The organism is Mesorhizobium sp. B2-3-2 (assembly GCF_006442295.1).
GTDB lineage: Bacteria > Pseudomonadota > Alphaproteobacteria > Rhizobiales > Rhizobiaceae > Mesorhizobium.
On sequence record NZ_VFWA01000010.1, the window covers coordinates 1 to 14,793 of the forward strand.

Below are 14,793 nucleotides of genomic sequence, written 5' to 3' on the forward strand. Positions count from 1 at the left end.
CGTGAAGTCGGCTGGCCCGCTTGGTGGCGAAGGTAAGACCGTTGAAGTCGACGAAACATACATTGGCAAGCGCGAGACACCGCGCAAGCCGTCGCCGCAGCGCAAGGGCCGCCCGTATATCAAGACTGGCGGCAATCAGAAGCGCACCGTGGTTGGCCTTGTGGAGCGCGGCGGCAAAGTCCGCATGTTCCATTTGAACGATGCTACCGCCTCAACTGTGCGCGACGTACTGGTCCGCAATGTTGACCGCACATCGACGCTCTACACCGACTCGTCGCGCCTCTACACCCGTACTGGCGAGGAATACGCTTCTCACAAGACAACCAATCATGCCGCTGGCGAATACGTTCGCTACGAAGGCGACGAGACGATCCATTCGAACACTATTGAAGGCGTGTTCTCAGTCTTCAAGCGCGGCATGGTCGGCGTCTACCAGCATTGTGGCGAAGCCCATTTGCACCGCTACTTGGCCGAGTTCGATTTCCGCTACAACCGCCGCACGGCGCTCAAAGTCTCGGATGCAGAACGCGCGGCCGATCTGCTTCGCATGGCGCGCGACAAACGCCTTACCTATCGGCGGATTGGTGAAGCCGATCACGCCTAAGCAGAAGGCGCGAAAGCTTCTCCACAGGCGCAAGAAGCGCCGACTCGACTCCGAATAAGATTCGGCCCACTACTTTGCCAACCGCAGACCCAGCGAAGCCCCGAACACGCCAGTTCGGACACCCGGAGTTGGAAAATCTGCGGCCCATGCCCGGACTGGAAAGATCGGCTATCAACGGCCGGCACCCTGACCAATCTCCGGGGGCGCATGGGATCCACTGGAGGCGGAAGTACAACGCCAATAGTGGGCCGATACACCAGCGAACGACGGCTTATTCGAAACGCTGGCATGACTCACGAAACCTTTTGGTTCCGTGGCCACGGACCGAGGGATTTCCCATGAAACCCAAGGTCAATGTTGAAGTGAAAGTGAACGTCGCGCTCTGCCTATTCGGCATCGCGGCCATTCTCTCGATCTTCTTTTGATAGGGGCGTCCCGGAGCGATCCGGGCGCTTCTCTTCCTTCTTCCCGCGCCTATGGTCTGGCGGCGTCTTCAGCAGGCGGCGCAATACCTCGTCGCCCTTTTCCTGGTCTTTGTCTTTGGAGGTCGTAGCCGTGGTAGGCATCATTCTAAACAATCTCCCTTTCCCAGAAAGCGACATTTCGGAAGAGCGGCCAAACTTGGCTCTGGGTCGATTAATGTCCGCTTGGGGGCAGATAGAGGTAGTCTGCAACTTTCTCTTCCGCCGCCTCACCGATCTCCACCTCGATGCGGCAACCATAGTTTTCGATACTGTCGGCAACAAGGAACAAATTGAAATTTTGACCGGACTGGCAGAATTGCTGCCAAATGCCGCTCAGAGAGATGCCCTTTCCATACTCCTATCGTCCGTAAAAGCCTTTAGCATCAGACGTAACAAAATCATCCATGCGAACTGGGGGACTTTGAGCGGGGAACCGGCGCGATTCTGGTCCGGTCTAACCTCAACACACTTTGACGAGATATGGTCAGGTTCCCAAAAAGGCGACGGCTATCTCCAAAATTTGGTGCACACCGTAACCAGATTGGAAGGCATCGTGTCAGATATGGTTCAGCTACGCCTTAAGCTAGAGAAGGCGCTGGATTACGAGATCCCAGACGGTCCCTCTGGCCGCCACCAAAGAGAGATGATGGAAAAAATGATCAAGCGCCGCGAGGAGATCGAAGCCTCATTGCGACATAAACCCTAACAGCCACCTCTCTCGCGAGGCGCGGTGGCAGCGGTGGATCAATCAATTCCAGCAATGCCAATTCTCCACCATCAACCATCTCTGGCGTGATTTCGATTTCATTTTCAGTGCCGGCCTGTCCCGGCTGCTTTATCGAATCTGCCATTGGTACGTCAAGTATATAATTAGGAAAAAAATCCTATCCCGCCCGTCCCAGCGTGATCCTCCCCGGCCGCCCGGCTTCGTCAGTCAGGTGTTGGAGCATTGACCGCGAATTGCGCGGCGAACGCCCTGGCATAGGCGGGCCGGGCTTCGCCCCGGGCCACATAAGCAGCCAGGTTTTGATATTCGTCCAGAATGCCTGACATTCTGAGCCGCAACAGCACCGATACCATCAACAGATCGCCCGCGCTGAACGCACCGTCGAGCCAGTCGGCGCCGCCCAGATGGGCCGAGAGCCTGTCCAGCCGGGCGCGAACGCGGTCCTTCACCAATGGCAGGCGCTCCGCGCTCCAGGGCTTGTCGGCCTCGAATAGTCTTGCCGTCGTCAGTTCGAGGATCGGCAGCTCGACGGTGTTGAGCGCCGCAAACATCCAGGTGATGGCGCGGGCGCGGGCGTCGCGATCCTCCGGCAGCAGGCCCGGATACCGCTCGGCAAGATGAAAGACGATCGAGCCGGTCTCGAACAGGCAGAGCGAACCGTCCTCGTAGGTGGGGATCTGGCCGAAGGGTTGGATGGCCAGATGGTCGGGCGCCTTCATCTCAGCATGGGAAACCAGACGAACCTCGTAGGGCTGGCCCACTTCTTCGAGCGCCCAGCGAACGCGCGTGTCGCGCGCCAGTCCCTTGCCGCCATCGGGCGAGCGTTTGAATGCCGTGATGGTGATTGTCATCGCATCGCTTCCTTGCCTGTTGCCTGGGCTTCCTGGCGATGACGAACAAGCCTCCGCGGCAGCCCGACATCGGTCTTGAACTATTTTCCTTGCCGGGCGCGGATCGCGAATGCGTGCCCGCGCGTTTTGAACGCCTATGCACGCCGCCTCAAAGTGACCTCGGTTTTGGGCGACATGCGTAGGTCGATACCTGCAAGTGCGTCGCACGGGCCCTGTTCAGCGTGACGCGCCTCACCGATGGGAGCAACCGCCATGAACGTCGCCAACCTGCAACTCGAGGGCCTGCTGATGGCCGTCGCCTCGATCAACCACGTCCTGGTCAAGAAGGGCGTGCTGACATCGGAGGAGATCGACATCGCCCTGCGCAAGGCCGAAGCCGGCGAAACCAGCGAGGAGCGGTCCGAGGGCATGTCGGCGTCGAGCCGCGACGCCGTCAATTTCCCGATCCGGCTGCTGGAACTCGCCAACCAGTGCCAGCCGGAAGCTGACATGCCGTCCTTTTCGAAGCTGGCGCGCATGGTCGGCCAGATGAAGGAACCCTATAACGACCAGATGTAGCTACGCCCTGCCCGGCCATCCCGGATTGAGCGAAAGCACGCGGCCCGGCCCATGCACGGCGGCGAACAGCAGCCCGGCCAGGAAGGAAAAATGGTCGACGAAGAAACCGAATTCCGCCTGGTTGCCGGCCCAGTGGCTCGGTCCGTGGAAGGCGAAGCCGAGGAACAGCACGTAAACCGCCGCGACCAGTGCGGCCGGCGTGAAGAAGGCGCCGGTGAGGAAAGCGATCACCAGCAGCACCTCCAGTATCGCCGCGCACCAGGCCAGGAACAGCGGAAACGGAAAGCCGGCGGCGGCGATATAGCCGGCGGTGGCGCCCATGCCCATGAACTTGAACGTCACCGCCATCAGGAAGACGGCGGCGAAGATCAGGCGGGCTATGAGCAAGGCGGCGGTCTGCCACGGCGATTGGACGGTTGGCGACGGCATGGTTGTTCTCCCGTTTCGTTTGCTTGTTTTACCCAATTCCGGATGGAAACCGCTACGGAGCTTTCCTGGAATTGCTCCTAGGACGCGCCACGCACCGCACATCCGACATGTCAGGCGAATTTTTTCCCGATGCCGCGCCCGCACGATCGGGTCGCTGCCGCAAAACCGGATTCCGCTTTGCCGGCTCCTTTATAGAGTGGCCGCATCGGCCCTGATGTAGCTCGCCGCCATGCGCCTGAAGCCGGCCTGAGGCGGCGGAGCCGATATTCGGTCGGTGATCGCCAAGGCGCGCAAAAGCCGCTATGGAACCAGCGGCGTCGATTGCTGTTATGTATGACCGCAGGGTCGCGCCGCGACGGCGGCGCGCCGGGGTGGAAAGTGAGGCTCGGCATGGCGGACGACAAATCGAAGATCAAGCAGGATCGCAAACTGGTTTCGAGCGAGGAAACCTATGAGGTTGCCGCTTTCGCCCGCAAATACGGCATCCCGCAGAGCGAGGCCCAGACCATCATCAAGCGCTACGGGCCCTCGAGGAAGAAGCTCGACAACCACATGGCCGCGCGCGGATAGCTCGGCGCGACCGGCGTTGGAAGCGTTGCCCGGGGGCATGACCCCGGGCGCATTTGCGGCACCGAATGGTTGGAGGCCACGACCATGCCCGACACCGCGCGCAGAACCGGCAGCTGCCTTTGCGGCGGCGTGCAGTTCACCGTCAGCGGTCCGCCCCTGCGGGTGGGTCTGTGCCACTGCAAGGATTGCCGCAAGACCAGCGGCTCCGCCTTTGCCGCCTTCGCCATCTGGCCGCGCCAGGCTTTCGAAACATCGGGCATCCTCGGCACCTATGCCGGCCGCGGCTTCTGCCCGACCTGCGGCAGCCGTGTCGCCTCGCTCAGCGACGACGAGGCCGAGGTGATGATCGGAAGCCTCGACGTTGCGCCGACCGATCTCATGCCGGAGTACGAATTGTGGATCGGCCGGCGGGAATCCTGGCTGCATGCCTTGCCGGGCACCGAGCAGTTCGAGCACGACCGGCTCGCCGCGCAGGCTTCCGGCCCGCCGCCGCCGAGGCCGCTGTCGGACGCAGTTCCCGGCGACTGAAAATTAGTCGAAAAGTTGAGCGGCCGCGACGGAACCCCGGAACGGCGGCCGGCGTTATCGGGCGCCTCAGTTTCAATGGAGATCGCCGTGAACGACAAGTTCTTTCCCCGTCCGGTCAGGCTGAAGGTCGGACCGGCCAGCGAGCGCGTGGTGCGCAGCGCCTGGGAAGGCCTGGAATGCCTGCGCGACTGGCCCGGCAACCATGGCCGGCGCTACCGCGCCGCATGGCGCAGTTGCCGCGATGCCCTCGATGGCTGGACCCCGGCCGAGAAGGCGATGCGGGCCATGATCGATGCCGGGCGCGAGGCGGAATTCCTGCCCGGCAACGGCAAATCCTGACAGCCTGCCGCCTCACGGGGCGGTCCGGAACCCGATAGCTGCATCGCGGCAGGCCGCCGGCTACTGTTTCGGCGGCTGCGGCGGCACCTCACCCGGTTTGATCACCGGCGTCTTGCCTTCGTTGGGCGCCGGCGCGGCCATGCCCTGGTCACCTGTCGGCGGCGGCTTCAGCACGCCGCCGCAATCGTTCAGCGTCTCGGTCAGCGTATTGTCGGTCGGCTGCTGGTTGCCGTCGGGCTTGGCCCGGCATTTTTCGCTGGGCGCCTGCTTGTCGGGGTTCTGCTGCTCGGCCTGCGCCAGCGCCGCGGCGGGCGCGGCGAGCATCAGGCTGACGGACATGATGGCGAGAAGTCTCATCTCGGCCTCCTTTGCGGTTTGGGCCGCCCTCACCGGCAGCCAATGGCTTGCCTTCGACAGGCTTGCCTCAATAGCCGCCGACGATCGGCAGGATTTCGCCGGTGATGTAGCTGGAGCATTGCGGCGAGGCCAGGAACACATAAGCCGGCGCGATTTCCTCCGGCTGGGCAGGCCGCTTCATCGGCGTCTTGGCGCCGAACTGCGACACGTCCTGCGCCTCCTTCTCCGACGGATTGAGCGGCGTCCACACCGGCCCTGGCGCCACTGCGTTGACGCGGATGCCCTTGCCGACGAGGTTGCCCGACAACGCCCGGGTGAAGGCATGGATGCCGCCCTTGGTCATGGAATAGTCGACCAGGTCCTTCGATCCCTCGATGCCGGTGACCGAACCGGTGTTGATGATGGCCGAACCCGGCTTCATATGCGCCACCGCCTCTTGCGCCATATGGAAGTAGCCGTAGAGGTTGGTCTTCAGCGTGGTGTCGAAATGCTCCTCGGTCAGGTCCGCGAAATCGGTGGAATGGATCTGGAAGGCGGCATTGTTGACCAGCACGTCGAGCCGCCCCAGTTCCTTCACGGCCCTCGCCACGGCCTTGGCGCAGAAGGCGCGGTTGCCGACATCGCCGCGCAAGGCGAGGCAGCGGCGGCCCTCCGCCTCGACCGCTTGCTTGGTCGCCTCCGCGTCGCGGTCCTCGCTGAGATAGACGATGGCGATGTCGGCACCTTCACGTGCGAACAGCACGGCCACCGCTCGGCCGATGCCGGAATCGCCGCCGGTGATCAACGCCGCCTTGCCCTCCAGCTTTCCCGAACCGCGCCAGAACGGCGCGTCGTAAAGCGGCGCCGGCTCGATCGCCCATTCCTCGCCGGGCTTGGCATGATGTTGGGCGGGAAAAGGCGGTGCGGGATATTTTCGCGCGCCGGCCTGCATGGCGCCGTCAGCCTTGGGTTTCGCCTTGGCGCGGTCCTTGGCGTCGACCTTGCGCTGGATGCTGCGCTGCTTGCTGGTTGCTTTCGAACTGTCGCTCCGGGTGCTGGTCGGCATGGTCGTCTCCTTTGCTCGCAGGGACAACGCATGTCGGCCGAAAAAGTTGGCGGCTTTCGCAGGCGCGCATTGCAACCGCTCGCATCCTGCCGCCGTTTCGCCTGCCGGAGGCAATCATGTTCGAAGGTTTTCAGACGCTCGAGGTCGACTGCGGCGATGCCCGCATCTTCGCCCGGCGCGCCGGCGACGGACCCGCCGTGCTTTTGCTGCACGGTTTTCCGCAGACACATCTGATGTGGCGCGACGTGGCGCCACGCCTGGCGGACCGGTTCACCGTCATATGCGCCGACCTGCGCGGCTACGGCGCCAGTTCATGCCCCGCGTCGAGCGCCGATCACGCCCCTTACGCCAAGCGCGCCATGGCCCGCGACATGGTGGCGCTGATGGCCGGGCTCGGCTTTTCCAACTTCATGGTCGCCGGCCATGATCGCGGCGGGCGTGTCGCCTACCGCCTCGCGCTCGACCATCCCGACCGCATAGAAAAGCTTGCCGTGCTCGACATCGTGCCCACCGCCGACGCCTGGGACCGGGCCGACGCCAGGCTGGCGCTCGGCTATTGGCCGTGGTCGTTGCTGGCGCAGCCGGAGCCGCTGCCGGAAAAGCTCATGGCGGGCGCGGCCGACGCGATCGTCGACAACGCCCTGGGCGGCTGGGGCTCGTCACCAAAGGCATTTCCCGCCGGCGTGCGCCAGGCCTATGTCGAGGCGCTGCGCGATCCCGCCCATGCCCATGCGATCTGCGAGGAGTACCGGGCGGCCGCGACGCTCGATCGCGAGCACGACCATGCGGACCGCGCCGCCGGCCGGCGCGTCGCCTGCGCGGTGCTGGCGCTGTGGAGCGGGCAAGGCGCGCTCGCCGAATGGTATGCCGGCGAAGGCGGACCGCTGGCCTTGTGGCGCGGCTGGGCCGGCGATCTGCGCGGCCATGCGGTCCAGGGCGGGCATTTCTTTCCCGAAGAAGCACCCGCGCAAACGGCCGCCGAATTGAGCGCTTTCTTCGCCGGCCCCGAGACTGCCGCCCGTCCGGCGAATGCCCGGAAAAGTACGTAGCGCTTTCCCTGGAGAATCGCGCCGGACCGAAGCTTGGAGCGGTTCAGCGGGAACCTTCGCAGCCGGCCAGGGCCAGGGGAATTGGAACCACATCCTGGCTGCGCAGTTGCATGGACATCGATGAAACCGGGAGCAGAACCATGCCACGTGGAGAAAAATCGAAATACACCGACAAGCAGGAGCGCAAGGCCGACCACATCGCCGAGGGCTACGAGCATCGCGGCGTGTCCGAGAAGGAGGCCGAGCGCCGCGCCTGGGCCACCGTCAACAAGGATGATGGCGGCGGCAAGAAGGAGGGCGGCTCCGGCCGCGGCAAGCACACCGGCCACCCGGCCGCGCACAAGGGCGGCGAAAAGGGCGGCAAGGCTTCCGCCTCGCGCTCGGCCGCGAGCCGGTCGGCATCGGCCAGGAAGGCAGCCGCGACCCGCAAGCGCAACCAAGCGCACGCCCATTGATAGGCCGCGCGACCGGAATGAGAAATCCTATGCGCCCTGCCTGCAATCGCCCGGTCTGCCCTTGACCAGGTCGTCGTCGCCCGGCGGATCATCGAAGTTGGGTTCGGCCGGATTATTGGACGGCAGTCTTTGCGGACAGTCCTCGTAGCCGTGGTCGCGGCCGCCGCAGAACGAACAGCACATGGCTTCGCGATCCCTGTTCCCGGGCGGCCATCGCGGGGTCTGGTAAGGCTTCCTGCCGAGCATGCCCAGCAATGCGCGAGGCGCGATTTGGTTGCGCGGCCGCCGTCCCTCGCAAGAGAAGACGCCGGCTGTTGCGCAACCGCCAGACAAAATGCGAATTTCCCCGGCATGCCGCACGAGGCGCAAACCGCCCGGCGTTGCAGATCATGCCTTGGAGAGACCGTCATGTCCGTTCGAATCCTGTTGCCGACCGTGGCCGCCATGCTTGCCGCCACCGGCTTGGCCGAAGCCCGGCCCGACAGCCGCGCCATGAGCTGCGCGCAGATCCGCGCCATGATCCAGAGCCACCGCGCCGTCGTGCTGACCACCGGCCCCAACACCTATGACCGCTATGTCAGGCAGTTCGGCAATGAATGCGATTGGCCCGAAGTGCCGATGTCGGCCTATATCCCGGCCCGCGACGGGCACTGTCCGGTCTACCGCTGCGAGGAGCCGGTCAACAATTTCCCGAATTGACAGGTCGGCCAGGCCGGCATGTTCCGAGATTGCGGCACCCCCTGCCTGAAACCATTCCGAGGCGCCCGCGTTGACGGCTGGGGTGGCCGCCACGGGAGATGCCCATGACCGTCAACTGCCGCGTATCCATCGACAACCGGCCTCAATCCATCGAGGCCGTGTTCCAGGCCGTGCCCCGGATCGGCGAGAGCGTTTCGCTGTCCGTCGACGGAAACGCGCAGGAGCTGCGCGTTTCGCGTGTCGTGCATGTGCCCGACGGTTCGCTCGAAGGGGCTGCGATCATCGTCGAGGTGACGCCTAACATCCTGTAGCTCGCCTGAATCCGCATAAACGCGGCGCGCTCCAGCCATGGCGGATCGGCAGCCGACCCCGCCGCCGCGCGGCGGCAGCCTTCAGATGCCGAAGCCGAGTGTCTGACCGGCGTCTTCCATGGGGTGCTGCGGCACGATGATCGATGCCAGCGGCGCGTTCAGCGTCCATCTGAGATAGCCGGACGAGCGCTCGACGGCGGCGGACCCGCCGAGCGACTGCGGCGCGACCCTTTGCAGGACTACCGTGCCGAACCCCTTGCGCGTTGTGTCGTCGCGCCTCTCGTCGCCGCTATAGGGGGGCGAGCGCTCCTCCCAGACGAGCTGGAATTCGCGTTCGGCCACAGCGGGATCGCCGATGCTCCAGGTCACCTCGATCCGGCCGGAATCGCTGGCGAGCGCTCCATATTTGGACGAATTAGTGCCAAGCTCGTGGAAAGCCATGCCGAGATTCTGCACCGCGTTCGACTGCAACGTCAGCAGCGGTCCCGAAAGCAGTATCTGCTCCTCGCGGCCGAACGGTTTGAGGTGTTCCTGGGCCAGGTCGAACAGGCTGGCTCCCGCCCAGTTCGAGGTGACCAGCAGATCGTGCGAGCGCGACAGCGCCATGATGCGGGCGCGGATCATCTCCTCGAATTCGCGCGGGTCCTGCGAGCGCTTGCTGGTTTCCCTGACCATCGACAGGATCACCGCGAACTGGTTCTTGACGCGATGGTTGACCTCCCGCATCAGCAACTTGATCCGACGCTCGTTCTCCCTGCTGGCTGTGATGTCGCGGGCGATCTTCGAGGCGCCGACGATCTCGCCGCTGGCATTCCTGATCGGCGACACCGTCAGCGATACGGCAATGAGAGTGCCGTCCTTGCGCTTTCGCGTCGTCTCATAGCTCGCCAGGCGCTCGCCGCGGCGGACCTTGGCGATGATCTCGGTCTCCTCGTTCTTGAGGTGGTCGGGGATGAGCATCAGGATCGACTGGCCCACCGCTTCCTGCGCGCTGTAGCCGAACATGCGTTCGGCCGCCTGATTCCAACTTTTGATGATGCTGTTCAGGTCCTTGCTGATGATGGCGTCGAAGGAAGAATCGACGATCGCCGCCAGCTGCGCATCCGCCGTTGCATCCTGTTTTTCATTGCTTGCGATGTCAGCCATTGCCCCGCCAGGTATCAGCCTATGGCCACTAGATAACGCGCGGGCCGCACAAGGCAATCACCTTGAAGCGGCCTGCCCGTTTCAACGGCATCGAAGGTGGGCGCGAAAGCGAACCAAAAAGGGTTTTCGGCAACCGGGACGGAGCGGACATTCGGATCGATGGACACCGGAAGCGCGGAACCCGTCCTTGCAAGCCGGCGTAGCTGAATGTCACCGCACCTTAATCAGAGTGACCATCGCCGACCTTGCCGTTCCCGTCTGCCGGGGACAGCAGTCCGAACTCCTGAGACTTGACGCCCTGCTCCGCGGCCAGGAATCCGTCCGAGGCGAGGCCGCGCCGCAAAAGCTCCCTGACCGCGGCCGAGCGGCTCGGCATGCGCTTGTCGAAGCGCCAGTTTTCCAGTGCCGTCAGTTCGTCGACGGTAAGCATGACCTGCAGTCGTTCAGGACGTTCCAAATCAGCCACGGTGCTTCCTCGCCCAGACCCGAAATGAGTGAATTAGTCTCTGTCTCAATCAACTAACAATTAGGGTAGCCCTCCTAATGGGTCAAGGTCAGCAGTTGGTCAGACGTTCATCCCGCTCATTATAGGGATAAAACGCCGGATGCACCTTTGTTTAACTCCTCTAACTTGCTGATTTCAATCGATATTTTTCAGATTCTGGTTGCCGAGAACCCGCGCACGGCGCATGCTGCGAAAGAGGGCAACCCAGTCCAGGAGGTTTCCATGCGGTACAATTACTCGACCCGCTTGCGCGACGACGTTCAATCCGAGGTCATGACGGCTTTCAGGACGGCCGGCATCGTCAACATCACCGCGGTGGCCGAACGGATCAGGCTTAGGAACCTCGACGAAAACGTTGCGCTGGAGGACGTCGAGCATTTGGTTCTGGCGGCGGCCCAACTGCTTGGCGCCGCCATCGAATTCGAGGGCCTGACCATGATCGACCGCCTGCCGGACGCTCACGTCAACGGCCGCTCCGGCGGCCGGGCCCTGTCCTGAATCATACCTTGAACGGACTCGGGCGACGCGCTGAAGTCACTTCGAGCGACCTGCATCAGGGGTTTAGGTGCGGGGCGTGCTCGCTGGAAGCGGGCGACCTGTGGAAATCGAGAACGCGCGTTATATGGTGTTTGAAATCCCTGAGGAGAACACGCCATGACGCTCGCCACACGCAAGCTCGGCAGCCAGGGGCTGCGGGTCTCGGCCGTCGGCCTCGGCTGCATGGGCATGAGCCAGTCCTACGGCCCTGCCGACGAAGCCGAATCCATCGCCACGCTGCACCGCGCCATCGAACTCGGCTGCACCTTCCTCGACACCGCCGAGGTGTATGGCCCTTATACCAACGAGGCGCTGCTCGGCCGCGCCTTGAAGGGCAAGCGCGATAAGGTCACCATCGCCACCAAATTCGGCTTCCGCATCGAAGATGGCCGGCAGGTCGGCACCGAACGCGACAGCCGGCCGCAAACGATCAGGGCGGCGGTTGAAGGGTCGTTGAAGCGGCTCGCCACCGACCATATCGACCTTCTCTACCAGCACCGTGTTGATCCGGCCGTGCCGGCCGAGGATGTCGCCGGCACGGTCGGCGAGTTGGTCAAACAAGGCAAGGTCCGCTTCTTCGGCCTGTCGGAGGCGGGAGCCGCCAACATCCAGCGGGCGCACGCCGTGTTTCCGGTCTCGGCGCTGCAGAGCGAGTACTCGCTGTGGGAGCGCAATCTGGAGCCGGAGATCATTCCCCTGCTGCGGCAAACCGGCATCGGCCTGGTGCCGTTCTCACCGCTCGGCCGCGGCTTCCTGACCGGCGGCGCCAAGCGCGCCGAGGACTATCCCGAAGGCGATTACCGCCGCGGCGACCCGCGTTACCAGGGCGCGAACTATGACGCCAACATCGAGGCCGCCGCGAAGGTCCGCGACATCGCCGTCGCCAAAGGCGTCAAGCCAGGGCAGATCGCGCTGGCCTGGCTCCTGGAGAAGGGCAACGTCTTCGGTGTCGACATCGTGCCGATCCCCGGCACCAAGCGGATCAAATATCTCGAAGAAAATGTCGCCGCCGCGTCGCTGAAACTTGACGCCGCCGAGATGGCCGCGCTCGACGACGCGCTGGCCCCGGGGAAGGTCTCCGGCCCGCGCTACGGCGACCGCACCATGGTGATGATCGACCGATAGGCGCCGGTTTCGGGCAGGTTCCGCCCTGCCAGCAGCGTCAAATTTCGGTTCGCACGTCGCCGGTGAATCGGGCCTATTCCACCGGCGCCGGCTTTTGGCGAGGATCGGGCCGCAACCGCTGGTGCAGTTCCCTGCCGGCGTGCAGGGTCCGGTCCGCCAGGGCGGCGAGTGTCCCGCGCAAGGTCCTTGTTCCCAGCACCGAATCCAGCGTCACGGACTGCGTCGCGAAGCGCCGCTTGAAATCCTCGCCGCCGCACAGGAAGTCGACCATCGTCAGCCCCCTGTCGATCGACCACTGGATGTAGTCCATCATCAGCACCATGCCGGGAGACGCCCGCTCGACATCCGGATCGTAGGTCGTGACGAAGGCCATCATCGTGTTGCGCTGGACGAAATTGATCGAGACCGCCACCACCATCCCGGCGCATTCCAGCACGAAGACGTGCAGGAGCCCTTCCCTGGCCAGCACGGCGACCAGCGCGGCCAGCGCCGGCGACCCCTCATCGAACAGGTTGGATTCGTGTCCGCGCGCGGCGAGCCATTTGCGCTTGAACTCGGCGAGCCTGTCGAGGACGGGCTGCATCGGCTCGTCAGGCGACATGAGGCGGAACCGCACTTCGCCGCCCTCCTCGAGGAATTTGCGGCCACGGCGATAATTCTGGCGCATCTTCTTCGTTTGTTCCCCGAACCAGTCCGCGCCCGTTCGCCATGGCCCGGCGACCCTGAAGCTGGTTTCGCTGCGGCGGTTCGGGCGAAGCGCCACCTTGGGTGCCGAAGCGGGAGCGAGCAGCGTGCGCATCGCGGCGTCTGGCAGCAGGCGGTTCAGATAGACCAGGTCGAAGCCGCCCGCGGCCGATATTTCCTGCCATAGCGCCATGACCGCCGCCGGATCGCAGTCCGGCGCGACCAGCACGTCGCCATAGTCGCTGTGGTCCTTGGCTGCCCATTCCAGGACGTTGACGCCCTTGCGCCGCAGCGTCGCCAGCGGGATGACCGCGTCGAGGCGGTCACCGTTCCAGACGAGGCCGATCCTGAGACCGCGCAGCGCCCGGTCCGGGGCCGTCTGCCACCACGCCGTGACCCAGGCGTGGCTTTGAAAGATCAGCCCCTCCGCCCGGCGCCACAGCTCCGTCCAGGCCAGCCCGACCGACGCAAGGCGCTCTTCGGAGGTGACGATCTCCAGCGCGCCCGCCTTCGAGCCCGCGATCGTGGCGTGAGCGTTCATGGCTGCGGGCTCCGTGTCGCCTCGGACGAGGCGCGGCGGCGGAACCGCCGCGCGATGTGCCCCCACATCTTCTTGAGCGGCAGCACGTAAAGCCCGGACAGGGATTGATAGTCGCGCGCACCGCGCTCCATCAATCCGAACCTGAAATCCTCATCGGGCTTCGGCACGCACAATGTTCCGAACAACCGGTCCCAGAACGAGAACAGCAGGCCGAAATTCTTGTCGTAATGCCTGGGATCGACGCTGTGGTGCAATTGGTGCCAATGCGGGCACAAGACGATGTTGTTGAGCGGCCCGAACGAAATCTTGAAGTGGGTATGCCTGACGAAATCCATCATCAGGATATTGCGCATGACGTAGACGTTGACGCCAAAGATCGTCACTTCGACGAGGTTGAGCGACAAGAGGGTCCAGATGCCGAAGCAGATCCCGGGTATGACGCCGTCCCAGGCGCGGTTCATGAGTTCGTCGAGGGGATGAACCCTGTCCTTGGTGATCCCGACCATCACCTCCGCCGAGTGATGCACCTTGTGCAGTTCCCACAGGAACGGGAAGCGGTGCTGGGCCACATGGTAGAGGTAATAGGATATGTCGTAGGCGATCAGCATCGTCACCGTGAAGATGACGATCGTCACCGCTCCCGGCGGTCCCGGCAACAGCGGCGGCTCGATTTGGAGGAGTGCCGCCAGTGTCCGATTCGTCGCGTAGCCGACGCCGACGACGAAGGTCACGCCCGCGGGCAGCATGAGGAAGGGCATAATCGCCTTGCGGGTGATCCAGAAAAGCAGGTCCGCCCGCGCCGAGGGATGCGTGACGATCTCGTTGGGAAAGACGAAATCGAAGAATTCCCTGAAGCTCTTGCGCTCCGCGGTCCGCCAATAGGCGATCAGAGCGCTGCCCAGCGCGGTCAGCAGCAGAAGGCCGGCCGCAAGCAGGCTGGAACCGGACAACTTGTCCAGTATCCTTTCGATGATGCCGGCAATCGACATGGGCCCACTCATTTATGCAACCGAAGCTTGACTTGTAGGATGCGATTTACCTGACTGGCCGGCAAGCCGGCACGCCGTCAGGCTCTCGATCATTTCGCCTTCACCCTAGTCGAGAATTCATAGCGAAAGCTTAAGCTGATTAAAAACAATGAATCCGCTAAAAAGCCCGCTATATATTGCCGAATTCTGAATAAAACTCCTAAAATTGACAGCAAACGACCGGCAGCGCGCCTGGCGTAGAGATCGCAACTTCGGGGAATCGCGGGGTGATCGTGGCGGC

General features: G+C 63.7%; 20 protein-coding genes. 12 read left to right on the top strand and 8 right to left on the bottom strand.

The annotated features are described in order from the left end of the window. The coding region (locus FJ964_RS21045; protein WP_140552187.1) for an IS1595 family transposase at positions 1–604 on the top strand (604 nt) is incomplete at its 5' end. Positions 605–1,159: 555 nt separating this feature from the next. Next, on the top strand, positions 1,160–1,774 hold the full coding sequence (locus FJ964_RS21050; protein ID WP_140552188.1) for a hypothetical protein: 615 nt from the start codon (positions 1,160–1,162) through the stop codon (positions 1,772–1,774). Between the two features lie 224 nt (positions 1,775–1,998). Here FJ964_RS21050 and FJ964_RS21055 read toward each other — a convergent pair whose 3' ends face one another. Further along, positions 1,999–2,646: a glutathione S-transferase family protein gene (locus FJ964_RS21055; protein ID WP_140552189.1), complete on the bottom strand. Its 648-nt coding sequence runs from the start codon at positions 2,644–2,646 to the stop codon at positions 1,999–2,001. A 252-nt stretch (positions 2,647–2,898) separates the two neighbouring features. Between FJ964_RS21055 and FJ964_RS21060 the strand changes: the two genes are divergently transcribed. Then, positions 2,899–3,204, top strand: a complete 306-nt coding sequence (locus FJ964_RS21060; protein WP_140552190.1) for a hypothetical protein — start codon at positions 2,899–2,901, stop codon at positions 3,202–3,204. On the opposite strand, the gene FJ964_RS21065 is transcribed toward FJ964_RS21060, so the two are convergent. Further along, positions 3,205–3,633 (bottom strand): DoxX family protein, encoded by a 429-nt coding sequence (locus FJ964_RS21065; protein WP_140515969.1) that lies wholly within the window; start codon positions 3,631–3,633, stop codon positions 3,205–3,207. 390 nt (positions 3,634–4,023) lie between these two features. Between FJ964_RS21065 and FJ964_RS21070 the strand changes: the two genes are divergently transcribed. From FJ964_RS21070 to FJ964_RS21080, 3 genes are all read left to right on the top strand, one after another. Further along, on the top strand, positions 4,024–4,203 hold the full coding sequence (locus tag FJ964_RS21070; protein WP_115144153.1) for a DUF3606 domain-containing protein: 180 nt from the start codon (positions 4,024–4,026) through the stop codon (positions 4,201–4,203). 84 nt (positions 4,204–4,287) lie between these two features. After that, on the top strand, positions 4,288–4,731 hold the full coding sequence (locus FJ964_RS21075) for a GFA family protein (protein WP_140552191.1): 444 nt from the start codon (positions 4,288–4,290) through the stop codon (positions 4,729–4,731). Positions 4,732–4,818: 87 nt separating this feature from the next. Then, on the top strand, positions 4,819–5,070 hold the full coding sequence (locus FJ964_RS21080) for a DUF982 domain-containing protein (protein ID WP_140552192.1): 252 nt from the start codon (positions 4,819–4,821) through the stop codon (positions 5,068–5,070). Positions 5,071–5,130: 60 nt separating this feature from the next. Here FJ964_RS21080 and FJ964_RS21085 read toward each other — a convergent pair whose 3' ends face one another. Together FJ964_RS21085 and FJ964_RS21090 are read right to left on the bottom strand one after the other, a co-directional pair. Then, positions 5,131–5,427, bottom strand: coding sequence for a hypothetical protein (locus FJ964_RS21085; protein ID WP_140499986.1), 297 nt, complete (start codon positions 5,425–5,427; stop codon positions 5,131–5,133). A 67-nt stretch (positions 5,428–5,494) separates the two neighbouring features. Next, positions 5,495–6,472, bottom strand: coding sequence for an SDR family oxidoreductase (locus FJ964_RS21090; RefSeq protein WP_140552193.1), 978 nt, complete (start codon positions 6,470–6,472; stop codon positions 5,495–5,497). 116 nt (positions 6,473–6,588) lie between these two features. Between FJ964_RS21090 and FJ964_RS21095 the strand changes: the two genes are divergently transcribed. The 4 genes from FJ964_RS21095 to FJ964_RS21110 all read left to right on the top strand — a co-directional run bounded on the left by FJ964_RS21095 (position 6,589) and on the right by FJ964_RS21110 (position 8,986). Continuing rightward, positions 6,589–7,521: an alpha/beta hydrolase gene (locus FJ964_RS21095; protein WP_140552194.1), complete on the top strand. Its 933-nt coding sequence runs from the start codon at positions 6,589–6,591 to the stop codon at positions 7,519–7,521. Between the two features lie 140 nt (positions 7,522–7,661). Further along, a complete protein-coding gene (locus FJ964_RS21100) occupies positions 7,662–7,976 on the top strand; it encodes a plasmid stabilization protein (RefSeq protein WP_140552195.1) in 315 nt (104 codons plus the stop codon). A gap of 408 nt (positions 7,977–8,384) precedes the next feature. Next, complete coding sequence (locus FJ964_RS21105; protein WP_140521515.1) at positions 8,385–8,675, top strand: hypothetical protein; 291 nt, start codon at positions 8,385–8,387, stop codon at positions 8,673–8,675. A gap of 104 nt (positions 8,676–8,779) precedes the next feature. Continuing rightward, entirely contained in the window at positions 8,780–8,986 is a 207-nt protein-coding gene (locus FJ964_RS21110; protein ID WP_140552196.1) for a hypothetical protein, read from the top strand. Positions 8,987–9,067: 81 nt separating this feature from the next. On the opposite strand, the gene FJ964_RS21115 is transcribed toward FJ964_RS21110, so the two are convergent. Both FJ964_RS21115 and FJ964_RS21120 read right to left on the bottom strand, forming a co-directional pair. Continuing rightward, positions 9,068–10,132 (bottom strand): PAS domain S-box protein, encoded by a 1,065-nt coding sequence (locus FJ964_RS21115; protein ID WP_140552197.1) that lies wholly within the window; start codon positions 10,130–10,132, stop codon positions 9,068–9,070. A 220-nt stretch (positions 10,133–10,352) separates the two neighbouring features. Continuing rightward, complete coding sequence (locus FJ964_RS21120) at positions 10,353–10,598, bottom strand: hypothetical protein (protein ID WP_140552198.1); 246 nt, start codon at positions 10,596–10,598, stop codon at positions 10,353–10,355. Positions 10,599–10,859: 261 nt separating this feature from the next. Here FJ964_RS21120 and FJ964_RS21125 point away from each other — a divergent pair, with 261 nt between their 5' ends. Next, positions 10,860–11,135: a hypothetical protein gene (locus tag FJ964_RS21125; RefSeq protein ID WP_224713329.1), complete on the top strand. Its 276-nt coding sequence runs from the start codon at positions 10,860–10,862 to the stop codon at positions 11,133–11,135. A 156-nt stretch (positions 11,136–11,291) separates the two neighbouring features. Beyond that, a complete protein-coding gene (locus FJ964_RS21130; RefSeq protein WP_140552199.1) occupies positions 11,292–12,299 on the top strand; it encodes an aldo/keto reductase in 1,008 nt (335 codons plus the stop codon). Positions 12,300–12,372: 73 nt separating this feature from the next. On the opposite strand, the gene FJ964_RS21135 is transcribed toward FJ964_RS21130, so the two are convergent. Both FJ964_RS21135 and FJ964_RS21140 read right to left on the bottom strand, forming a co-directional pair. Continuing rightward, the gene (locus FJ964_RS21135) at positions 12,373–13,524 is read right to left on the bottom strand and encodes a GNAT family N-acetyltransferase (protein WP_140552200.1); all 1,152 of its coding nucleotides are present in this window, start codon (positions 13,522–13,524) and stop codon (positions 12,373–12,375) included. Further along, entirely contained in the window at positions 13,521–14,513 is a 993-nt protein-coding gene (locus tag FJ964_RS21140) for a sterol desaturase family protein (RefSeq protein WP_140552201.1), read from the bottom strand. The genes FJ964_RS21135 and FJ964_RS21140 overlap by 4 nt, the downstream gene beginning before the upstream one ends. Positions 14,514–14,793 lie beyond the last annotated feature (280 nt).